Raw genomic sequence first — 21,660 nt, 5'->3', positions numbered from 1 at the left:
TTTGCTTCTTCTATTTTCTTTTCCTGAACCTGAGTCGGTAATTTTACTTCCTGTTTCTCGTTAAGAAACGGAGCCAGTATTAAGAACTTTTTTTTTTAGCTATTTCGCCAGCGGCTGAAAGAGACGATAATTGCATCAAAGCAATTTCTACAGTAAGTCTAGGATTTTTTGAATTTTTATAATTGATATCCGCATGATTACAGATTTCAATTGCATCGATAAGATTTTGCGGACTCCACTTTTGCCCTTGCTCAACAAATTTTATTTTAGTCTGCTCTCCTACTTCAATTAAATCTATTGTTGAAGAATTTTGAGCCATCATCAAATCACGGAAATGATTTCCAAGTCCGGCAATGAATAGGTGCGGATCAAAACCTTTTTTTACAATTTCATTAAAAGCAAAAAGTACTTCCGAGATTTTATTTTCTTTAGCTAGATCAACAATTTTAAGATATTGATCGTAATCTAAAATATTGAGAACTTCAGCTGCTTTTGCAAGAGTAATATTTTTTTGAGAAAAAGTAGAAAGCCTGTCAAAAATTGAAAGAGCATCTCTTAATGCACCGTCTGCTTTTTGAGCAATCAGATACAACGCATCATCTTCGTACGTTACATTTTCTTTTTCTGCAATCCCTCTTAAATGATTCTGAATATCAAGAATTGTGATTCTTTTAAAATCATAAATCTGACAACGTGATAAAATGGTTGGAATAATTTTATGCTTTTCAGTGGTTGCTAAAATAAAAATAGCGTGAGCAGGTGGCTCTTCTAAAGTTTTAAGAAAAGCATTAAATGCTGCAGAAGACAACATGTGAACCTCATCAATAATATACACTTTGTACTGACCAACCTGCGGTGCAAAGCGCACCTGATCAATCAGCTCACGAATATCATCAACAGAGTTATTGGATGCCGCATCGAGCTCATAAATATTATAAGCAAAACCATCTTCGGAGACAGAGCCATCTTTTTCGTTGATTTTTCTTGCCAGAATTCTGGCGCAAGTAGTTTTACCAACACCACGAGGTCCGCAAAACAACAATGCCTGCGCCAACTGGTTTTCTTCAATGGCGTGTTCTAAAGTATCTGTAATATGAGATTGCCCAACAACGGTGTCAAACTGTTGAGGACGGTATTTTCTTGCAGATACGATAAAATTTTCCATTGCCCAAAAGTAAGAAATATAGTTTTAATTTGAAAATTTTAGCTTTCAAATTTTAGAAAACTACGCTTTACATTTGGGCAATAAATTATTTTTTATTGTAAGCGAAGTCGATAATATCTTCGATTGCATTCTTTATTTGCTGCCTTCCTTCTTCACTCTTCATATTAATACCGCAAAAGTTAGTAGCATTGTGTGCAGTAAACATGTTTAAATGATAACTTCCGGCTACTAAAATAGCTGCAATTGCTCTAAATCTGTCTGATTCTTCACCAAAATGAGGATCCGTAATATTCTTGAATAATTCTTCACCAATTTCTTCTCTCTGATCAAAAATTTTCTTAAGAATAGGACGACTTTCAGACATTTCCCACACTAAAATCTTTTGAAGCTCTTTATTTTTCTTCAAGTTTTCAAACTGGTCAAGAATTGCCAATTTAGACATTTCTCTTCCTCCGTCAGACAAATCGACGTCTTCTCCTAACTCAAATCTACTCCAGTAATCCTGAGATTTGATGTATTCATCAATTAATTTGTCTGTACTTCCAAAATATTCATAGATTAGTTTTTTGTCAAAACCGGCAACAGCAGCAATCTTGCTTACCATTAATCCTGAATATCCTTTCGTTTTCAAAATCTTTCCTACTGCATTGAGTAGTTTTTGTTTTGTTTTTTCTTTGTCCCTAATAGGACCTTGTACAACTTTTCTGGGCATCGTTTCTATTTTTTGCTAAAAGCAATTATTTAATATTTAAAAATCTTACACAACATCTAATGTTTTATTTACAAAAGACTTAACAAGTCTATTCACAAATATACATCTCTTAAGTGAGAATTGTATAAGATATATTTTTATTAACTACGATTTTTTTCATCATCCGGTTTTTACAATGTAAAAAAAACAAACAAATTATTTATACTTTAATTTTTTTTCAAATAAAGAGTGCAAAAATAATACATCCTAATCAAATATTTATCACAAAACAATACAGCCTTAATAAATAAAACAAAATATGGCTAAAATATTATCAAAAATAAAAGCAATAAAAATAAATAATCTCAATAAAGCTATGATATGGTAAATGATATGATGAATTAAAATAATTCACCATTCTTAATTAAAATTACAAATTTTTTCAATATCAAACTAATAATTCACAAAAGTTTTTTCATTGTATTCCCTTTACTGTTGCACGTTTGATGCCATCTTTGTTTTTCAAAAAAAATTTCATTTATAAGTTTATTTTTTTTAACAAAAAGGTTACTATTAACCTTATTACTATCAATTTTATGTAATGTATCTTTGCAAATTCATACAGTGAACTCATTAAAAATTCAAAATGTAATTCAACTTACATGAAAATCATTCCTATAAAAGAAGGCAATTTTGTTGCCGACAAATCCAAAAATTTTAAAATTCTTGAAGAAAATCCGGAAGCCAAAGGAGTCAGAATGTCTATTCAGCCTTTTTTAATTATTACTGAAAATGATCATATTCTTATCGATTCTGGTTTAGGCTGGAAAAACAAAGAAGGAAAATTGGTCATCAATGAAATTTTAAAAAAAGAAAATATTCAGCCCAGTCAAATCACAAAGGTTCTTCTTTCTCATTTACACAAGGATCATATCAATGGAACTTTAGTGAAAACAGATCATGGATTTGAACCTAATTTTCCGAATGCTAAAATTTATATTCAAAAAAGAGAGCTTGATTTTGCTTTTGAAAGCCGAGGAAATCCATCATTTGATTTCGAAATTTTAGAAACGCTCATTCAGCAGCCCAATATTGTTTGGATGGATGATGATCAGGGAAAAATTAATGATGAAATTTATTATGAAGTTGTTGGTGGTCACAGTCCTTTCATGCAAATTTTCAAAATTACCGAGAATAATGAAACGGCTTTTTATGGCGCCGATGATCTTCCACAAGAATCTTATTTAAAATATCATCTCGCATACAAAAGCGATTTTGATGGCAAAAAAGCAATGCAGCTTAGGATAGAATGGCAAAAAGAAGCTATTGAAAATAAATGGAAAGTTCTTCTTTATCACGACCTGCAAAAAAGTATTTTACAATTCTAAGCTTTATACATAAAAAAACTCCTGCAAAATAGATTTACAGGAGTTTTTTTTGTGTCAAATTTTAAAACTATTGACTTACTTTGTTTAGAAGCTCAACATCTTCAGAACTTAATTTGAGTTCAAGAGCAGCAAATAAAGTTTTCAATTGAGACTCGCTCGTTGCACTTACAATCGGAGCGGTCACTAATGGATTTGCCAGAAGCCAAGCCAATGCAATGGAAGCCTGAGTGGTTTCGTGTTTTGCGCTGATCTCATCCAAAGCTTTTAAAACATTCAGACCTTTTTCATCTAAATATTTCCTTACTCCTTCTCCTCTTGCACTTTTCTTTAAATCATCTTCATTACGATATTTTCCGGTAAGAAAACCTGCAGCCAAAGACCAATAGGTAAAAACACTCAAATCATATTCTTTCACCAGATCTGCATATTGAGATTCAAATTTTTCTCTTTCCAGTAGATTATAATGCGGCTGTAAGGCAACATATTTAGGAAGATTATTTTTTTCGGCAACATCAAAAGATTCTTTCAATCTTTCGGGTGAAAGGTTCGACGCCGCAATATATCTTACTTTTCCGGCTTTAATAATTTCATCATACGCTTCTAAAGTTTCTTCAACCGGAGTTTTTTGATCATCAAAATGGGTGTAATAAAGATCTATATGATCGGTTTGAAGTCGAGCCAAAGATTCATCTACCGATTTCAGAATATGTTTTTTGCTGATGTCGAAACCATGTTCTTTTGTTTCTGAACCTACTTTCGTTGCAATCACCAAATCATTTCGGTTGTTTCTTTTTTTCATCCAGTTTCCGATAATTTCTTCCGACTGGCCGCCTTTTCCATTTACCCACCAAGAATACGTATCGGCTGTATCAATAAAATTAAAGCCTCCTGCTGTAAACTGATCTAAAATATCAAAAGATTTTTTCTCATCTAAAGTCCAACCAAAAACATTTCCTCCAAAATTTATCGGCGCTACCAAAAGATTGGTATTTTTTATTTTTATCTTTTCCATAAACAGATTTTATATTATTTAAAAAGTAAAGCTAATTTATGAAACAACCTTTGGAAAACAGCTCTGGAATTTAGTTTTAATAAAAATGTAGCCAATAGAAAATTTCGATTGAAAAAAGTCAGACTAAATCTTGAAGTCAAACTATTTATAAATAAGATATTTGTCTTAAATTTGTTCTTTCGAAATAAAGGAAATGGTGTCTTCCTTACCCAACCGCATTAAAAAAGCTGATGGCGCCTGATTAGTTGAATGTTTACCATTTAATCAGGTTTTTATGTTTAAAAAAAATAAAAGATCAGTTTTTAGAATTCTCAGTGTTTTAATTCAAATATTTTTCAGAAAATATCCTTCTGTATTTTTTGTAGTGAAATGGCTTTTCATTACTGCAATTATTGGAGGTTTTATCGGATGTGCCTCTGCTTTTTTCTTACAGACCTTAGAATGGGCAACCCAATTCAGAGAAAACCATCTTTGGTTAATTGCTTTTTTACCTTTAGCAGGGTTTCTGGTTGGTCTATTATATTACTATTTCGGAAAAGATGTTGAAGCCGGAAATAATTTATTATTAGAAACCATTCACGAGCCCCAAAAGACAATCCCTTTTAAAATGGCTCCATTAGTGTATTTTGGAACAATAATTACTCATTTTTTTGGAGGTTCTGCAGGTCGTGAAGGAACAGCTTTGCAAATGGCGGCATCAATTGCCGATCAGCTTTCAAAACCATTAAGGCTTTCAGCTGATGATAGAAAAATTTTAATTATATCAGCGATTGCGGCAGGATTTGGATCGGTGTTCGGAACTCCAATAGCCGGAGCAATTTTCGGACTGGAAGTTTCTCTTACTGGAAAAATAAAATACAAAGCTTTATTTCCGGCAATTTCCGCATCAATTATTGCAGATTCAGTTACAAAATCATTAAACACTCATCACACTGAATATGTAATCAATTTTGTTCCTGGAATATCATTATTGAATATTTTATATGCTCTTATTGCCGGTGTTTTCTTTGGTATTTGTGCCGCCTTTTTTAGTAAAACCATTCATAAAACAGGAGATTTTTTTAAATCTAAAATTTTTTATCCGCCACTTCGCCCGTTGATTGGAGGAGTTATCGTGCTAATATCAGTTGGGTTAATGGGAACCACAAAATATCTTGGTTTAGGAATTCCTACAATTTTAGATTCTTTTTCGCAACAGCTTCCAGCTTATGATTTTGCTTTAAAAATGACTATTACGATTATTACTTTAGCTTCAGGTTTTAAAGGTGGTGAAGTGACTCCGTTATTTTTCATTGGTGCAACTTTAGGAAATGCACTTGGATATTTCATCCCTTTACCTTTAGCACTTTTGGCGGGAATGGGTTTTGTGGCAGTTTTTGCCGGAGCTACCAATACACCGATTGCTTGCAGCATAATGGCTTTTGAGTTATTTGGGATGGAATGCGGAGTTTATGTTGTTATCGCTTGTGTTGTTTCTTACTTTTTTTCTGGACAAAACAGCATTTATAAAAGTCAGATCATTGGTTCCAAAAATAAAAGATATTGGAAACGAGATGAATATCTTTAAGATAAATCTAAGACCGAAGCTTAAGATCTCCGGTCTTAGATTGAAGTTTTATTTTTGTAATTCTGGAATTATAAGTTCATGTAAGTTCATTTTAAAACCTTCTAACTGATTTTTAATTCGGTCTTTTTCTGTTGAGAAAAAAGAGGTTTTCTCGAAAAGTTCTTTATAATAATCAATCCCTTCAAAAAGGTTGGATTTAAAAGTTTTCCATTTTTTTATTTGGGAATTAGTAAGTTCTCCTGAAAAATCTGAAATTTCATTCTTTAAATGATTCACATACATTTTCAGTTCATTAATGAACATATTCGGTCGCTCGGTTTCAGGAAGAATATTTCCATTTCCGTAAATATGCTGAATCATTTCTGAAAGAGAAACTTCTTTATCAAAATACGCCAAATTAGGTCCTGGGCAAATAACAACTCCTTGCTTCTCACCTTTTATTTCGATTCCTTGTTCTAAATATGCAGAATTTACCAAACCTACACAAAGACAAGCTTTATCTGTGATTTCTTTTTTTCTAAGTTCAAATTGTTTTTGAGTAATTTCACCTTTTACAGCTTCAAGATCTTTCAGTTTGATATCCTGATATTTTTTGGAAGCCGTACAAATTCCTTGTGGAGAATATTCTTTGCTTAACGCCAGTAATTTTTTAGGACATGAACTTCCGAATTTATTTCTGGCTTCTTTATGATATTTTAAAATCTCATTCGATGTTCCTCTAACAGTATTAAAAGGAACTCCCAAAGGAGAGATATTGCTCAGAAAATAGTCGTTCTGTTTTGATTTCACCAAAAGATCCCTCGTTTCACGATCTACAGATGTGGCTTCAGGAACCAATAAAAATGGTGAACCCCAACCAATGCTGTCAACCTGATAATTTTCAAGAAGAAAATCGTGTTCTTCAGAAGTTCCTACTCCACCCTGAACCGTAATTTTCATTTCTAAAGGTTCAGTAGGAATATATTTTTCTTTTTGCTCGAGAGCTTTAATCATAAGAGAATGTGCCGAAGAAATCAATTCATTTTTTCTCAGTCTAAATTCTTCCATGATTGGTCCCAATAACAAACCTTCCGTAGCAAAAGCATGACCGCCACAATTCAGCCCCGATTCAACTCTATATTCTGAAACCCAAAGTCCTTTTTTAGCCAAAAAATTTCCTTGGATCATTGCAGAACGGAAATCACTTACTTTAAGAATGATCTTCTTTTTTATGAAATTATTAGCATCTGGAAAGAAATCTTCAAACTCTTCAATATAACTGTACAAACGAGGATTCATACCCGCAGAAAGCACCATTGATGAAGAAATTTTGCTTTGAGCAAACCCACGAAGAGAAGCATGTGCATCATTGAAAATGACAGGAAGCTGTTCATTATTACGATAATTGTCTTTATCAACCTTGGTCATAATATTGACATCAATATTTCCCGGAACAAGATTTTTTTCGATAAAGTTTTTAATATTTGAAGCTATGGAATCGCCCTGGTTCAGAATATTCTGCAGTCCGTCTTTTAATTCGGAAGTATTCGGAAGCATCGTCATAAAATTCTTCAGAGCATCTGTATTTTTAGAAATTTCTTCTTTAAAAGATTCAAATTTTTCTGTAACGATATCGTCCATCATATCGAGATAATCTGTAATTCTTTTGGCTCTGTAATCTTCGGTTTTTGAAGAAATTCCAAAATAATTAAGATTGAATTTTTTACTGTAGAAATTTTTCATTTTTTCTACAATTTCGTCATCAATAATCGATATAACCGAAGAAATTCCGTATTGAGCGACACGAATCGGGCTGTCTATCGTGTAAGATAATCCCATAACGGGAATGTGAAAACTGTGTAAAGGTTTATTAATCATTATTTTAAAACAATAATATTTTGCTTTCATGTTTTATGAAAGTGATAATGATCTGAAAACCTGCGAATTTTTAAAATTCTCAACAAAAGTATAAATTAAGATTAAGCTATGCAAAAAATAACAAATCATTTTAAATTATGTTACAACTACAATTCTATTCATTATTTATTTTTAATTTTAAAGTCAAAAATCATGTTAATTTGATATAATTTCCATTCTATTTTTATTAAATTTACACTTTCAATTCTCTAAATATCTATTTATTTACAATGTTTGTGTTTAGAAAAATACTCTTATTCAACATTATACTTATAAGTTTTCTGACAGCAGCACAGAATAATCTCACTGCCACACAACTGAAAACCAAAATCGCCAACAATTCTAAACTTTATAAAAATAATATTGACGAGGCCTACAAAGAATTAAACGGACTCTTGAAACAAACTGTAATTCTGAAAGATTCTATTTCTGAAATGAAGCTTCTCGACAGGAAGTGCAGGTATTTTTACAGTAAAAATATGATGGACAGCCTGATTATCACCAGTGAAAATCTTCGAAAAAAATCGAGTTTGTATAAAGACATTTATTTTGAAGCGATGTCTAATATTTATATTGCCGAAATATATTCTATCAACAAATTTCCTGATAAAGCAATTTCATATTTAAATTCTGCCTATCAAATTCTTCAAAAAGATGAATCAAACAGCAAAAAAATATTTTACGCGAAATCGAATGTGCTGAATAGCTTTGCCAATGTTTATTTAGATAAAAATCAGCCAAAAGAAGCTCTAAAAAAGATTTATGAGGAAATTGAAAGTGGAAAAATCCTTAAGGATAAAAATGAACAAGCCAATTTTCAGTATTTGAATTACGCTAATCTGGCGAATATTTACATTCAGATTAATTCAGATTCGGCATATCATTATGCAAAAAAATCAATTTTAATAAAACCTTCGGATGTAATCGATGATAAATCAATGATTGATAATTACTCTGTAATTGGAAAAGTATATAAAGACAAAAAAGATTATAAAAATTCTATAAAAAACTTTCATAAAGCATTATTTATAAGCAATAAAAACGGCACTGAGCTTAATAATAATCAGATTTATCATTCATTAAAAGATATATACAGTATTCTAAATAATAAAGACAGTGCTAATTTTTACAGTAATAAGATTGAGCAATATGAATTAAAATCTCTCAAAAGCAAATACAATTCTTTACAGGAAGTAATCAGCAAGGATAAAAAAGAACAGGAAAATGCCCAAAATCCTATCTGGTATTGGATTATTCCTGCGATTTCTGCCATCGTTTGCGGTGCTTTTTTAACCTTCAAAAGAAAAAAAAATAAAATCGAGCCGGAAACTAAACCCGAAATTGATCGCAGGGAAACCTATCATCATCTTATGGAGCTTTTAGAAAAAAAGGATCCTGCATTTTTATTTACTTTTGAAAAAGTCTATCCTGAGTTTTCAAATCAGCTTCTCAGTAAGAATCCAGATTTACAACAATCGGAAATTGAGTTTTGTGCTTTACTAAAAATGAAACTTTCAACCAAAGATATTGCCAGAATAAGCTTTATAGAAACCAGAACTGTACAAAATAAAAAATATCGTATCAGGAAAAAGCTTAATATTCCTCAGAATGTCGATATTTATCAATGGATTGATCAAATTTAAACTTCTTCATTAATTCTTTAAGTCATTTTCCGAAAATTTAAACACATCCCTATTTTTAAAATAAGGTTGTAAAATCTGTTTAATCAACACATTCACTTTTAAAATTCACAACAAAAATGCGATTAAACACAATAAAGTATGTAATGAGTATGCTTTTTGATAAATATTTCGCAACAAAACCTTCAAAATAATTCAACACATAATATATTTGCCAGCATAAAAAACATTTAAATATTCGTCAAAATCATCAATCATTTTTTTTACAAATATTTAAATATATCATTATTCTTAACAAATATTTATGGTAAAAATTTCTTCTTTTAATTTTGGGAAAGCATTTGCAACAATAGGAATATTTGCAAATCTAATTTCTGTAAATGCCCAACAATGGGAAAACGTGGGATCTTCTGCTAATGTTTCTGCAGGTGGATCAAGTTATAATAATCTAGTCGTAGATGGTTCTGGAAGATATTACTTATCTTATTACGATACTTCCGTTTCAAAAGGTTCTGTACAGAAATTTGAAGGAAATAACTGGTCATATCTCGGCGGAAGTGCAGGAATCACAACGGGAATTGCACTTTATAATTCTTTGAGTTTAGATACTTCAGGCAATATTTATTACACTAATCAAGGAACGGGATTAGAAGTAAGAAAATTCAGCAGCAATACATGGTCTGTTTTGGCAACCGCTACAACCAATACTGTTAATTTTCATGCTTCAGCAGTATCTCCTTCAAATGTACTATTCACTTATTCATCAGACGGATCGGGAACTGTAAGACGTTTTATAAATAACGGTTGGGAGCAAGTAGGAAACTCGGGGTTTTCAAATGGAGCTTCATTTGCTGAAATGGTAATTGGCACAAATAACAAAGTGTACACTTGTAATGTTTCAAGCGGAATCCGGGTTTATGAAAATAGCACTACTGCAACTTCTTCATACAACTGGAGCTTGGTTGGCGGAGCAATGGTTGACACATCTTCATCTTCGGGTGAGCAATATACTTCAGATATTGCAATAGATTCTAATAACAACCTGTATGTTGCCTATATTTCTAATTCTGCAAACGGAAGAAAAATAAACGTAAAAAAGTTTGATGGTACATCGTGGACACAAGTGGGAAATGCAAATTTTTCAGCAAAAGCAGTTCAGCATCTTGCTATTGCAGTAACTTCCACAGGAATCCCGTTTGTCGTTGCAAGTCAATGGGACAGTAGTGATGGGAATCATTTGAAAAATACAGTATATAAATACGATAATATTTCTAACACTTGGTCTTCTTTTGGAGGAGATTTTGTCTCAGACGGTCAAGCAACTTATAATGATCTGGCGGTAGATAATGTAAATAATTATTTAGTCCTTGCATATACTCAGAGCAATACACAGGTAAAAAGAATCTCTTTAGCATCATTGCTTTCTGTACAAGATGTTAAAAAAGACAACCTTGAAGTTTATCCTAATCCAACTAATGGAATCATCAAAATAAAAGGAAATACAAAAGTAACATCGGTAAAAATTACAAATACTGTCGGACAACTTTTGAGTACACAACATGAAACACAACAGATTGACTTAACCCCTTATTTAAAAGGAGTTTATTATATTAAAATTAATTTAGAAACAGGGAAGCAGATAATAAAAAAAGTAATCAAAAAGTAAATGGAATAAATTATTAATCGTAATTAGAATTAGGAGAATAAGGCTTTGAAAAATCAAAGTCTTATTTTTTATTTAAATTTAAATTAGTTTATAAATAAATTATTTAAAACAAATTAAGTATATTTGTTTACTAAAATAGTTTAATTATGAATTATAATTTAGCAAAAGATGTAATTCACTTGCTTGAACAATTCGATTCTGAAAATACAAATTCACAATACACTTCTGATATTGAAGGATTTAAAACTTGGGTTCAGCATCATCAAAATAAAAAAACACCTACTCAAAAAAATATTGTTTGGGAAGGAAAAGAAAACGGAAGAAGCCCGGAAAGCGTTATTAGTACACTACTTGTTCACATGAACAGATACGCAAAGACTTATTCAAAGTCTGCAATTGCCGGTTCAGAATTTTCTACACAAGAAGAGTTTATCTACCTGATCACTCTAAAATCTTTCGGTAATATGAGCAAAACCGAACTTATTAAGAAGAATATTCAGGATAAACCGGTAGGAAACTTAATTATTAACAGACTGATTAAACAAGGCTGGGTAAAACAATCTGATTCTAAAACAGATAAAAGATCGAAAGTATTGAGTATTACTGAAAAGGGGTTGGAAACGTTGGAAAAGCAAATGACCAACATAAGAAATGCTACCAAAATTGTCAGTGGAAATCTTACAGAAGACGAAAAGTATACTTTAATTGAGCTTCTACATAAACTTGACCACTTCCACAATCCTATTTTTGGCAGAAATATTGACAGTACAAATTTATTAGATACGGTCTTTAGAGAATATTCATTTAATGATAATTAATTATGATTAAAAAAATAGCAATTATCGGTTCGGGATTTTCAGGATTATCTGCTGCTGCTTATGCTGCACAAGCTGGTCATGAAGTTCACGTTTTTGAAAAAAACAGCAGTTTGGGAGGAAGAGCCAGACAATTTACCTCCGATAATGGTTATGTTTTTGATATGGGCCCAAGTTGGTATTGGATGCCCGATATTATTGAAGATTTTTTCAATGCATTTAATAAAAAAACTTCTGATTATTACGAACTGATTTCGTTAAATCCTCAATTCGAAATGGTTTTTTCTGACGGAATTATGGCTGTTCCGAAAGATTATTCTGAAATGAGAGATCTTTTTGAAATTATTGAAAAAGGAGCAGCAAAAAAGCTGGATGAGTTCATGGAAGACGCAAAGTACAAATATGAAGTCGGGATGAAAGATTTCGTCACAAAACCTTGTCATTCATGGTTTGAATTTGTTTCTCCAAAAATTGCAAAAAGTGCTTTAAAGCTTGATTTATTATCTAATTTTCATCGTTTTGTAAGAAAATATTTTTCACATCCCAAACTGATTATGCTGATGGAATTTCCGGTTATTTTTCTCGGGGCTGCTCCAAAAGATATTCCGGCTTTGTACAGTTTGATGAATTATGGAGGTTATAAATTGGGAACTTGGTATCCGATGGGAGGTTTTTATAAAGTCATTGAAGCCATGTCTGAAATTGCCAAAGACCAAGGCGCTCAGTTTCATTTAAATTCAAATGTTGAAGAAATTAAAATTAAAGATAGCAAAGCGCAATCAATTGTTGTCAACGGTTCAGAAATTAAGTTTGATAGCGTAATTGCATCGTCTGATTATCATCATACAGAACAGAATTTACTTCAGGAAGAATATCAAAATTACAGCGAAGATTATTGGGAAAAGAAAACTTTCGCACCATCCTGTCTTATTTATTATTTAGGATTTAAAGAAAAAATTCAAAATCTGAAACATCATACTTTATTTTTTGAAAATGATTTAGAGCTTCATACTTCTGAAATTTACGAAGATAAAAAATGGCCAACAAAGCCTTTATTTTATAGCTGTTGTCCATCAAAAACAGATAAAAATGTAGCTCCCGAAAATTGCGAAAATGTATTTCTTTTGATGCCAATCGCAATAGGAATTGAAGATAACGAAGAGATCAGAGAAAAATATTTCCTCGAAATGATTGAAAGGCTTGAAAAACACACCAAATCATTAAATCTTTTATCAAAAATCGACTATAAAAAAAGCTATTGCATTAGTGATTTCAAAAACGATTACAATGCATACCAAGGAAATGCTTATGGTTTGGCCAACACGCTGAATCAGACCGCAGTTCTGAAACCGTCACTGAGAAATAAAAAAGTAAAAAATCTTTTTTATACAGGGCAACTCACCGTTCCCGGACCGGGAGTTCCGCCCTCGATTATATCCGGAAAAATAGCCGCAACCGAAGCCACCAAATAACCCAAAAATATGAAAAAACTTTTCGATGAACTTTCTTATAAGATCAGTAAACAGACCACAAAACAATACAGCACGAGTTTTTCTTTGGGAATTTTGGCACTTTCACCAAAGATCAGAAATTCCATTTACGCCATCTACGGATATGTAAGGTTAGCTGATGAAATTGTCGACAGCTTTCATGGTTTTGACCGCACTACTCTTTTGGCAAGATTTCGTGAGCAAACCACCCAGGCTTTAGACGAAAAAATTTCTTTAAACCCAATCTTGCAGGCGTTTCAGGAGACGATTCACCGATATGAGATCGATGTAGAGCTGATTAATCAGTTTCTTAAAAGTATGGAAATGGATTTACAGAAAATCGATTATGACTCTGAACTTTATAAAGAATATATTCTCGGTTCTGCAGAAGTTGTCGGCTTAATGTGCCTTCATATTTTCGTTGACGGAAATAAAGAAAAATACAATCTACTGAAACCTTCTGCGATGAAATTGGGCTCTGCATTTCAGAAAGTAAACTTTCTACGTGATATGAAAGATGATTATCAGATTTTGGGACGCACTTATTTTCCGAATGTCGATATTTCTTACTTTGATAATGTTGTAAAGTCTCAAATTGAAAAAGAAATTTTCGATGAATTTAATGAAGCCTTTGAAGGTATCAGAAAACTTCCAAATTCTTCAAGATTTGGAGTTTATCTGGCTTATCGATACTATATTTCTCTTTTCAGAAAAATAAAAAAAACCTCTGCCAATAAGATCATCAACCAAAGAATCAGAATATCAAACGGTAGAAAATTTTCTTTAATGATGAGCAGCTATGTGCAATACAAAATGTCTTTTTTATAAAATATAAATTAAAAAAATGGTACACCAGCTTAAACGTCAACAACAACTTAACTGCGATATAAAAACTGCCTGGAAATTTTTCTCTTCGGCAAATAATCTTTCGGAAATCACCCCGAAAGACATGAATTTTGTAGTAAGAACACAGCTTTCTGATGACGAAATCTATGAAGGAATGTTGATTGATTATTACGTTTCGCCTCTTTTGGGAATTAAACTAAACTGGCAAACCGAAATTACGGAAGTTAATTTTCAGAAAAGCTTCACAGACTTTCAGAAAAAAGGACCTTTCAAACTATGGAATCATTTTCATGAATTTATTATAAATGATAAAGGTGTTTTGATGATGGATACTATAAGTTACGAATTGCCTTTCGGCTTTTTAGGAGAAATTGCACACAGCGTAATGGTAAAGAAAAAATTGGAACATATTTTCGATTACCGATTTAAAATTTTAGAAGAAACATTTAATAAAAAATAGCATGAATTTTTTAATTGTTGTAGCTACATTTTTTACGATGGAAGGAATTACCTGGTTAGTTCACAAATACATTATGCATGGTTTTTTGTGGACGCTTCACCGCGATCATCACGATCACAGCAACGAAGGACCTATGGAAAGAAATGATTATTTCTTCGCCATTTTTGCAATTCCAACTATTGCATTAATGTACTATGGAACGATAAATGATTTCAATATTTACTTCTATATCGCTCTTGGAATAACGATCTACGGAATGGCTTATTTTTTTGTACATGATATTTTTATTCATCAGCGTTTCAATATTTTAAAGAACACAAAAAATCCTTATTTGCTGGCTATTCGAAGAGGTCACAAACAGCATCACAAGCATACAGGAAAAGAACAAGGAGAATGCTTTGGCTTTCTATGGGTTCCTGTGAGATTTTTTAAAATGTATTTTAATAAAAATAAACAGTAAATGTTGCAATACACGTATTTAGCGATTAATTTTTTTACAATAATTATCTGTTTTATATTTTCTTTTCATCCGAAAATTAAATTTCACAGACATTTTAAAGCTTTTTTGCTTTCTTCAATTATTGTTGCTCTATTTTTTATTGCATGGGATGTTTGGTTCACCGCAAATGGAGTTTGGTGGTTTAAAGATAAATATTTAATTGGCAAACGACTTTTCGGACTTCCGATTGAGGAACTATTGTTTTTTATCTGCATTCCATTTTCATGTGTATTTACCTATTTCTGTTTAGATAAATTTTTTAAACTAAATTGGAAACCATCTGTTGAAAAAGCTTTTGTAATTATTTCAATTATTTTTTGCCTGATTTTAGCTATTCTATTTAGAGATAAAATATATTCTTTTATTACTTTTCTTACAGCTGCAATCACTTTAATGGTACTCTATTTTGTTTTAAAAGTAAAATGGATTGGAAAAGCATCATTCATTTATTTGGTCTTAATGCCCGGATTTTTAGCTGTCAACGGAATTCTCACCGGAACCGGACTCGATTCTCCTATTGTTAATTACAACCCGGAAGATTTTATAGGTTTCAGAATTTTAACGATTCCTGTTGAAGATACAGTCTATGGTTACGAAATGATTCTGTGGAATCTTTTCTTCTTTCATAAATTTAAAAAAGATGAACAAAATTAATATATTCTGGTTTCGAAGAGATTTGAGGCTTTCTGATAATACCGCTCTTAATGCTGCATTACAATCAGACCAGAAAGTACTGCCAATTTTTATATTTGATACCGAAATTTTAGATCAGCTTGAAAATAAGTCAGACCGAAGAGTTGATTATATTCATCAGGCTTTAGAAGGAATTAATGAAGAATTAAAAAAACACCAATCAGGAATTAAAACCTATCACGGAAAACCACTCGAAATTTTTAAAGAAATTATCAACGAATTTGATGTTGAAACTGTTTTCTGCAACCGCGATTATCAACCAAATGCCATAAAACGCGATCAGGAAATTTCAGATTTTCTCCATAAAAACAAGATCAATTTTAAAGATTTTAAAGATCAGGTCATCTTTGAAAAAAATGAAATTGTAAAAAACGATGGTTTGCCTTATACGGTTTACACGCCATTTTCAAAAAAATGGAAAGAAAAATTTCATCAAACTGAAATTCATTCAACACAAATTAGTTTTAAAAATTTTTATTCATTTAAAACTAAGAATATTCATACTTTGAAAGAAATTGGTTTTGAAAAAACGGATATGGTTTTCGTTGAACCTGTTTTAGATAAAAAAATTATAGAATCTTATGACAAAAACAGAGATTTTCCGGCTTTAGATCAGACGACACGATTGGGAATTGCTTTACGATTTGGTACAATTTCAATCAGAAAATGTGTGAAATATGCTTCAGAACATAACGAGACGTGGCTGAATGAATTAATTTGGAGAGAATTTTTTATGCAGGTCTTGTATCATTTTCCAAAAGTTGTTACAAAATGTTTTAAAGAAAAATATGAAAACATTAAATGGCGAAATAATGAAGACGAATTTAAACTCTGGTGTGAAGGAAAAACAGGCTATCCAATTGTAGATGCAGGAATGCGACAGCTCAATGAGACCGGATTTATGCATAATCGGGTAAGAATGATTGTCGCCAGTTTTTTAACCAAACATCTTCTCATCGATTGGAGATGGGGCGAAGCTTATTTTGCAGAAAAACTTTTAGACTACGAGCTTTCTTCAAACAATGGAAACTGGCAATGGGCAGCAGGTTGTGGTTGCGATGCTGCGCCTTATTTCAGAATATTTAATCCGAGTGAACAAACTAAAAAATTTGATAAAGATTTAAAATATATTACTCAATGGAATCCTGAGAAATACGCCGTAAAAACACCAATCGTGGAACATACTGTTGCAAGAAAAAGAGCTTTGGAGACTTATAAAAAAGCAGTAAAAGAATAATTTTTATTTTTTTGAAAAAAATTCTAAAAATTCATATTAATTAGGTACCACATAAATGATGTGAGGCATAGTATTTGCAACTAACCATTTAACATAATAAATACCACACCACCTAATAATATGAAAGTTACAGATTTAAAAATTAAAAATCTTGTTGAGTACAAAACAGAGATTTTTACGATAACAGAGATTTTCCAGAATGGAAACGATTATTTTGTTAAGATTGAAAATGAAAGTCACGCTATTTCTGTACCGGCAGAAAAAATCAGCCCTATTCAGATTACAGAAGACTGGTTAGAGAAATTTGGTTTCTTAAAAACTTATGCTTCAGACCAACAAATTATTCGCTATGAAAGGCCAGAATCTTTTATTAAATATGATATTGATTTAAATTCAAAAAAGATTTTTGAAGGCTTAAAAATTTATGGGAATACGATAAAGTGTAAATATATCCACGAATTTCAGAATATTTTCTCTTGTCTTTTTGGTAAAGAGACAACCGTTTTTCTGAAAAGCTCTTTTCACGAAGCAGCCATTTAAAAAACGAAGCGATTAAACTTCATATTTTTATATTATTATCCCTGACTTTGGTTGGGGATTTTTATGTAACTCTTGTTTTGTTGCTGGCTTCGACCCAATTTTCTTTGCCACAATTTTTACAGCTTCCCGCATTTCCTACCTCCTTTTTTTCTGTAAAACCACAAAAAGTACAAGAATAATGCCCCGCTTTTTGGATATATTTCATTGGATGATCCAAAGAATTTAACATGATCGGAAGACCGTATTTCACTTTTTCATCTTCATTAAAGAAAACACTTATTTCACCGGAAACTTCTTCAATAGCACAGTCAATTTGACCTAAATGTGAAATTCCTTTCACTCTTAATTCTGCAAAAAACTCATCACTTCCTAAATTTTCTTTTTTAAAATTGTCAATGGCAAAAACTCCGTTTTCAATAAGATATATGGCTTTTCCTTCAAATAAATTTTCTATTTTTTTGAACCTTCCTATCAGTGCTGTAATAGAAGAATACAAAATAATGATGACCAAAAAAACAAGCATCGACGAAACAATTCCCACTTCTTTATAAAACATAGGATCTCCGGCTGCAGAACCTAAACCGATAATGACCACCAATTCAAAAATTGACAGCTGCTTTACTCCCCTTTTTCCTAAAACCCGAAGACTAATAATAATGGTAAGAAACATAATAATCGTACGAAGTATAATTTCTAAGAGAAATCCCCAATCTTCGGTTCCCAAGAATAATTCTTTCCAGGTAAAGTTTAAAAAAGTTGCTAAAAACATGATGAAATTTTATTTGAAGATTCAAAAAATAAGCCAATAAAATTGAATATTTATAAATCTAAATTTGCAACAAAAGCCTCATTTCATCGACAAATATTTGATAATTGATTTATAAAAAATAATTAATTTTGAAAATCATATTTTAGTGATAATAATTATACCAGTTAAAAATTAAGTTTTTATTAAAAAAAAGAATAAAATGAAAATTATCACTACTCTACTTTTATCGTTTTCATCTTTAGCAATCAATGCTCAGCAAATTCTTAAACAAGAAAAATATACAGGAACTATTGACGGAAAAATAAATATTTCATTTTATCTGAAAATTGAAGAAACAGGTTGTCCCAGTATTATTGCTTCCGGAATTTATAAATATACCGATAATAAAACTGGAAACTGGATCCTTCTGGATACTACTTTTTCTGAAAAAGCTCAACAATATACTTTTGTTGAGCATTATAATACAGGAATTATGCTTTTAAAACGCAATTCAGAAACACTTCAAGGTCTATGGATTTCTCCTGATGGAAAAAAACAGTTAAAGGTAGATTTAAAAAAGATAAAACAATCTAAATCTGAAATTGAAAAAATGGAAGACGAATTGGAAAAAGCCAATTACAGCGCCAATGATTGCTAAATTTTATCGATGTCTGTCTCCTTTTTGATGATAAGAAACCTGCTGATTTGGATTATAATGATCATTCAGATGTTGATTATTAAAATTTACATCTACATGATTATGGGTTGAAACAATATTTCCCGGAGTTTCGAGACGAATCTTTTTTCCGTTTTTAAAAACTTCTCCTTCAGCAGTTCGGTACATTTGATTTTCTTTGTATTGATTTCCATCAGGAGCCGTAAATGTGTGATTTTTATTGTTTCTTCCTTTTCTTTTTTGATTTAAAAAGACTAAAACTCCACCGGCAACAATACCTAAGGCAATTTTCACTGAATTTTTCATAAACTAATATTTCTTCAGTTAAAACAAAATTATTGCCAACCATAAGATTTGTGGTATCTCCGAATCATAATTAAAATAAAAAGACTGTCAAAAAAACATTGACAGTCTTAAAAAACTTGAGTTATAAACGTAGACAAATAAAATTGGATTGATACTATCTATACATTCAAAATTATAAACTTTCGCTATAATTTTTTATGACCTAACGCATAAACTATTTTAAGGCTTCCTGGTTTTATTCATTTAATGATAATAATCAACAATTAAAGCTCAAATTTCTATACAGATTCCTTTTCAGCTTCGTTAGGAAACACTAATTTTGCGTTCAGTATTTAGAATAAATAAAAATAACAATGAAAAAGATATTATATTCTGCTCTATTATTATTTTCTGTAATAATCAGTGCTCAAAAAAACACTTTATTACAGGCAGATTTTTGGAAATCTAAACCTAATGTAGAAAAAGTAAAGCAAGAAATATCCAATGGAAACAGTCCTTCTGAATTTAATGGAAGTACTTTCGATCCTGTTTCTCTTGCCCTTACCAATAAAGCTCCTCTGGAAACGGTAAAATTTCTTTTAGAGCAAAAAGGAAATGCAGTAGACAAGCTTACTCATGATGGTAGAATTTATCTTCACTGGGCTGCAATGGCTGGAAATCCTGAAATCATTGAATATTTTATTTCTAAAGGTTCTGACGTTAATAAATTAGATACAAAAGGTTTAACGCCTCTTGCTTTTGCTGCAATGTTTGGTTTAAATGATCCAAAAGTGTACGAAACATTCTTCAAAGCTGGTGTAAATCCGAAACACAAATATAAAAACGGAGCCAATATTTTGCTATTGGCGATTGGAAACGACAAAGATGGTTCTTTACAAAAACTTTTCACTTCAAAAGGTCTTTCTATAAAGGATGTAGATGACACCGGAGCAACTGCTTTTGATTATGCGGCAAGCTTCGGAAATATTGAGCTTTTAAAATCATTAAAAAATCAGGGTGTAAAAGCTTCGGATAAAGCTTTGGTCAATGCTGCAACAGGAACAAGAGCAGTTACGAATACACTTCCTGTTTATCAATATTTAATTGATGAAGTAAAGTTAAATCCTTCTGCTGTAAATGCAAATGGTGCCAATGCTTTACAGATCATTGCTAAAAAAAATGGTCAAAAAGAAATTATTGATTATTTAATCGGCAAAGGAGTTGATGCGAATAAAACCGACAAAGAAGGAAATAATGCTTTAATAATTGCTTCAAGCGGAAAAGATATTGAAAATGTAAAAGCAATTGCAGCAAAAACCCAAAACATCAATGCTGTAAATTCTAATGGAGAGTCTGCCTTAACTCAGGCTATCCAAAGTGGTTCTGCAGAGATTGTTAAATTTTTAATTTCAAATAAAGCTGATGCTAAAATTGTTGATGCAAAAGGAAATAATTTAGCATATTATTTAATTCAGTCTTACAGACCTGGTCCGCAAAGAGGTTCTGATGAATTTTCAGAAAAATTAAATATTCTTCAATCAAATAATGTAAATGTTACTGCTTCACAAAAAGATGGTAATACACTACTCCATCTAGCGATTGCAAAAAATGATTTGGATCTTCTGAAAAAATTAAGCGATCTAAAAATTGATGTGAACTCTCTTAACAAAGAAAGTATGACTGCTCTTCAAAAAGCAGCTTTGGTTGCAAAAGATGATACCATTTTAAAATATCTGGTTTCTTTGGGTGCCAATAAGACCATCAAAACAGAATTTGACGAAACTGCTTACGATCTTGCTTCAGAAAATGAAAGCTTAAAAAATAATAACGTATCAATTGACTTTTTAAAATAAAATACTATGAAATATTTTAAAATTCAGGCTTTAGGAATTTTAATGACCTTATTTTGTGCAGGTTTTGCCAATGCACAGGCTTCAAAATATAAATGTATGCTTCAGTTGACCAGCTATGGCGGTGAAGGTGCTTATGTTGTAGTTTCTTTAATTAACCCAAAAGGTGCTTATGAAAAGACGCTTTATGTGATGGGTCCTGATACAAAATGGCATGATACATTAAAAGAATGGCACAAATTTCAGAGTAAAAAACCAGTAAAATTAAATGCAATTACAGGAGCCTCTGTAGCAGATGGAGACAGAAGTATCTCTACTTTTTCTATTGAAGATAAATATCTGAACAAAGGTTACAAAGTACGTTTTGAAACTGCTGTTGAAGATAAAAAATACAACGTTTCAGATGTAGAACTACCTTTTACAACTGAAGGTATTACAGCAAAAACAGAAGGAAAAGGTTACATTCGATATGTAAAACTTAATAAGTTATAAAAAA

21 protein-coding genes and 1 riboswitch are annotated in these 21,660 nt (G+C 31.4%); of the genes, 15 read left to right on the top strand and 6 right to left on the bottom strand.

Going from position 1 to position 21,660, the window contains the following annotated elements:
* Positions 1–79 precede the first annotated feature (79 nt).
* On the bottom strand, positions 80–1,165 hold the full coding sequence (gene dnaX, locus OEW74_RS09860) for a DNA polymerase III subunit gamma/tau (RefSeq protein WP_265428313.1): 1,086 nt from the start codon (positions 1,163–1,165) through the stop codon (positions 80–82).
* Positions 1,166–1,250: 85 nt separating this feature from the next.
* Positions 1,251–1,877, bottom strand: coding sequence for a TetR/AcrR family transcriptional regulator (locus tag OEW74_RS09855; RefSeq protein WP_265428312.1), 627 nt, complete (start codon positions 1,875–1,877; stop codon positions 1,251–1,253).
* A gap of 641 nt (positions 1,878–2,518) precedes the next feature.
* Between OEW74_RS09855 and OEW74_RS09850 the strand changes: the two genes are divergently transcribed.
* A complete protein-coding gene (locus OEW74_RS09850) occupies positions 2,519–3,244 on the top strand; it encodes an MBL fold metallo-hydrolase (RefSeq protein ID WP_265428311.1) in 726 nt (241 codons plus the stop codon).
* Between the two features lie 67 nt (positions 3,245–3,311).
* On the opposite strand, the gene OEW74_RS09845 is transcribed toward OEW74_RS09850, so the two are convergent.
* Positions 3,312–4,256, bottom strand: coding sequence for an aldo/keto reductase (locus OEW74_RS09845; protein ID WP_265428310.1), 945 nt, complete (start codon positions 4,254–4,256; stop codon positions 3,312–3,314).
* 180 nt (positions 4,257–4,436) lie between these two features.
* Positions 4,437–4,503, top strand: a riboswitch (Fluoride riboswitch).
* Between the two features lie 27 nt (positions 4,504–4,530).
* Between OEW74_RS09845 and OEW74_RS09840 the strand changes: the two genes are divergently transcribed.
* The gene (locus OEW74_RS09840) at positions 4,531–5,823 is read left to right on the top strand and encodes a voltage-gated chloride channel family protein (RefSeq protein WP_265428309.1); all 1,293 of its coding nucleotides are present in this window, start codon (positions 4,531–4,533) and stop codon (positions 5,821–5,823) included.
* A 48-nt stretch (positions 5,824–5,871) separates the two neighbouring features.
* Here OEW74_RS09840 and OEW74_RS09835 read toward each other — a convergent pair whose 3' ends face one another.
* Positions 5,872–7,680, bottom strand: coding sequence for a hypothetical protein (locus OEW74_RS09835; protein ID WP_265428308.1), 1,809 nt, complete (start codon positions 7,678–7,680; stop codon positions 5,872–5,874).
* Positions 7,681–7,949: 269 nt separating this feature from the next.
* On the opposite strand from OEW74_RS09835, the gene OEW74_RS09830 reads away from it, so the two are divergent.
* From OEW74_RS09830 to OEW74_RS09785, 10 genes are all read left to right on the top strand, one after another.
* Positions 7,950–9,362 (top strand): LuxR C-terminal-related transcriptional regulator, encoded by a 1,413-nt coding sequence (locus OEW74_RS09830; RefSeq protein ID WP_265428307.1) that lies wholly within the window; start codon positions 7,950–7,952, stop codon positions 9,360–9,362.
* 301 nt (positions 9,363–9,663) lie between these two features.
* Positions 9,664–11,025, top strand: a complete 1,362-nt coding sequence (locus tag OEW74_RS09825) for a T9SS type A sorting domain-containing protein (RefSeq protein ID WP_265428306.1) — start codon at positions 9,664–9,666, stop codon at positions 11,023–11,025.
* A 146-nt stretch (positions 11,026–11,171) separates the two neighbouring features.
* Positions 11,172–11,843: a MarR family winged helix-turn-helix transcriptional regulator gene (locus OEW74_RS09820; RefSeq protein WP_265428305.1), complete on the top strand. Its 672-nt coding sequence runs from the start codon at positions 11,172–11,174 to the stop codon at positions 11,841–11,843.
* 2 nt (positions 11,844–11,845) lie between these two features.
* Positions 11,846–13,312 (top strand): phytoene desaturase family protein, encoded by a 1,467-nt coding sequence (locus tag OEW74_RS09815; protein WP_265428304.1) that lies wholly within the window; start codon positions 11,846–11,848, stop codon positions 13,310–13,312.
* Positions 13,313–13,321: 9 nt separating this feature from the next.
* Positions 13,322–14,158 (top strand): phytoene/squalene synthase family protein, encoded by an 837-nt coding sequence (locus tag OEW74_RS09810; RefSeq protein ID WP_265428303.1) that lies wholly within the window; start codon positions 13,322–13,324, stop codon positions 14,156–14,158.
* A 16-nt stretch (positions 14,159–14,174) separates the two neighbouring features.
* Positions 14,175–14,636 carry an SRPBCC family protein gene (locus OEW74_RS09805; protein ID WP_265428302.1) on the top strand — a complete coding sequence of 154 codons (462 nt, stop codon included), beginning with the start codon at positions 14,175–14,177 and terminating at the stop codon, positions 14,634–14,636.
* A 1-nt stretch (position 14,637) separates the two neighbouring features.
* Entirely contained in the window at positions 14,638–15,096 is a 459-nt protein-coding gene (locus tag OEW74_RS09800) for a sterol desaturase family protein (RefSeq protein ID WP_265428301.1), read from the top strand.
* The gene (locus OEW74_RS09795; protein WP_265428300.1) at positions 15,097–15,789 is read left to right on the top strand and encodes a lycopene cyclase domain-containing protein; all 693 of its coding nucleotides are present in this window, start codon (positions 15,097–15,099) and stop codon (positions 15,787–15,789) included.
* Entirely contained in the window at positions 15,776–17,065 is a 1,290-nt protein-coding gene (locus tag OEW74_RS09790; protein WP_265428299.1) for a cryptochrome/photolyase family protein, read from the top strand. Before OEW74_RS09795 ends, OEW74_RS09790 begins: the two co-directional genes overlap by 14 nt.
* A 120-nt stretch (positions 17,066–17,185) precedes the next feature.
* Positions 17,186–17,605, top strand: coding sequence for a hypothetical protein (locus OEW74_RS09785; RefSeq protein ID WP_265428298.1), 420 nt, complete (start codon positions 17,186–17,188; stop codon positions 17,603–17,605).
* A gap of 61 nt (positions 17,606–17,666) precedes the next feature.
* On the opposite strand, the gene OEW74_RS09780 is transcribed toward OEW74_RS09785, so the two are convergent.
* Positions 17,667–18,374, bottom strand: a complete 708-nt coding sequence (locus OEW74_RS09780) for a DUF421 domain-containing protein (protein WP_265428297.1) — start codon at positions 18,372–18,374, stop codon at positions 17,667–17,669.
* A 199-nt stretch (positions 18,375–18,573) separates the two neighbouring features.
* Between OEW74_RS09780 and OEW74_RS09775 the strand changes: the two genes are divergently transcribed.
* The gene (locus tag OEW74_RS09775) at positions 18,574–19,011 is read left to right on the top strand and encodes a hypothetical protein (protein WP_265428296.1); all 438 of its coding nucleotides are present in this window, start codon (positions 18,574–18,576) and stop codon (positions 19,009–19,011) included.
* A gap of 3 nt (positions 19,012–19,014) precedes the next feature.
* Here OEW74_RS09775 and OEW74_RS09770 read toward each other — a convergent pair whose 3' ends face one another.
* Positions 19,015–19,335, bottom strand: a complete 321-nt coding sequence (locus tag OEW74_RS09770; RefSeq protein ID WP_265428295.1) for a hypothetical protein — start codon at positions 19,333–19,335, stop codon at positions 19,015–19,017.
* 353 nt (positions 19,336–19,688) lie between these two features.
* Here OEW74_RS09770 and OEW74_RS09765 point away from each other — a divergent pair, with 353 nt between their 5' ends.
* Both OEW74_RS09765 and OEW74_RS09760 read left to right on the top strand, forming a co-directional pair.
* Entirely contained in the window at positions 19,689–21,167 is a 1,479-nt protein-coding gene (locus OEW74_RS09765; RefSeq protein ID WP_265428294.1) for an ankyrin repeat domain-containing protein, read from the top strand.
* Between the two features lie 6 nt (positions 21,168–21,173).
* A complete protein-coding gene (locus OEW74_RS09760; RefSeq protein ID WP_210149497.1) occupies positions 21,174–21,656 on the top strand; it encodes a DUF2271 domain-containing protein in 483 nt (160 codons plus the stop codon).
* The last annotated feature ends 4 nt before the right edge of the window (positions 21,657–21,660 follow it).

The organism is Chryseobacterium sp. YIM B08800 (assembly GCF_026163565.1).
Classification (GTDB): Bacteria; Bacteroidota; Bacteroidia; order Flavobacteriales; family Weeksellaceae; genus Chryseobacterium.
The sequence above is the reverse complement of the archived record's forward strand: the minus strand, read 5'-3'. Positions and strand labels throughout refer to the sequence as shown.

Coding starts and splice junctions, on each gene's coding strand:
- dnaX (WP_265428313.1), bottom strand. CDS start 1,165: ATGGAAAATTTTATCGTATCTGCAAGAAAATACCGTCCTCAACAGTTT.
- OEW74_RS09855 (WP_265428312.1), bottom strand. CDS start 1,877: ATGCCCAGAAAAGTTGTACAAGGTCCTATTAGGGACAAAGAAAAAACA.
- OEW74_RS09850 (WP_265428311.1), top strand. CDS start 2,519: ATGAAAATCATTCCTATAAAAGAAGGCAATTTTGTTGCCGACAAATCC.
- OEW74_RS09845 (WP_265428310.1), bottom strand. CDS start 4,256: ATGGAAAAGATAAAAATAAAAAATACCAATCTTTTGGTAGCGCCGATA.
- OEW74_RS09840 (WP_265428309.1), top strand. CDS start 4,531: ATGTTTAAAAAAAATAAAAGATCAGTTTTTAGAATTCTCAGTGTTTTA.
- OEW74_RS09835 (WP_265428308.1), bottom strand. CDS start 7,680: ATGATTAATAAACCTTTACACAGTTTTCACATTCCCGTTATGGGATTA.
- OEW74_RS09830 (WP_265428307.1), top strand. CDS start 7,950: ATGTTTGTGTTTAGAAAAATACTCTTATTCAACATTATACTTATAAGT.
- OEW74_RS09825 (WP_265428306.1), top strand. CDS start 9,664: ATGGTAAAAATTTCTTCTTTTAATTTTGGGAAAGCATTTGCAACAATA.
- OEW74_RS09820 (WP_265428305.1), top strand. CDS start 11,172: ATGAATTATAATTTAGCAAAAGATGTAATTCACTTGCTTGAACAATTC.
- OEW74_RS09815 (WP_265428304.1), top strand. CDS start 11,846: ATGATTAAAAAAATAGCAATTATCGGTTCGGGATTTTCAGGATTATCT.
- OEW74_RS09810 (WP_265428303.1), top strand. CDS start 13,322: ATGAAAAAACTTTTCGATGAACTTTCTTATAAGATCAGTAAACAGACC.
- OEW74_RS09805 (WP_265428302.1), top strand. CDS start 14,175: ATGGTACACCAGCTTAAACGTCAACAACAACTTAACTGCGATATAAAA.
- OEW74_RS09800 (WP_265428301.1), top strand. CDS start 14,638: ATGAATTTTTTAATTGTTGTAGCTACATTTTTTACGATGGAAGGAATT.
- OEW74_RS09795 (WP_265428300.1), top strand. CDS start 15,097: ATGTTGCAATACACGTATTTAGCGATTAATTTTTTTACAATAATTATC.
- OEW74_RS09790 (WP_265428299.1), top strand. CDS start 15,776: ATGAACAAAATTAATATATTCTGGTTTCGAAGAGATTTGAGGCTTTCT.
- OEW74_RS09785 (WP_265428298.1), top strand. CDS start 17,186: ATGAAAGTTACAGATTTAAAAATTAAAAATCTTGTTGAGTACAAAACA.
- OEW74_RS09780 (WP_265428297.1), bottom strand. CDS start 18,374: ATGTTTTTAGCAACTTTTTTAAACTTTACCTGGAAAGAATTATTCTTG.
- OEW74_RS09775 (WP_265428296.1), top strand. CDS start 18,574: ATGAAAATTATCACTACTCTACTTTTATCGTTTTCATCTTTAGCAATC.
- OEW74_RS09770 (WP_265428295.1), bottom strand. CDS start 19,335: ATGAAAAATTCAGTGAAAATTGCCTTAGGTATTGTTGCCGGTGGAGTT.
- OEW74_RS09765 (WP_265428294.1), top strand. CDS start 19,689: ATGAAAAAGATATTATATTCTGCTCTATTATTATTTTCTGTAATAATC.
- OEW74_RS09760 (WP_210149497.1), top strand. CDS start 21,174: ATGAAATATTTTAAAATTCAGGCTTTAGGAATTTTAATGACCTTATTT.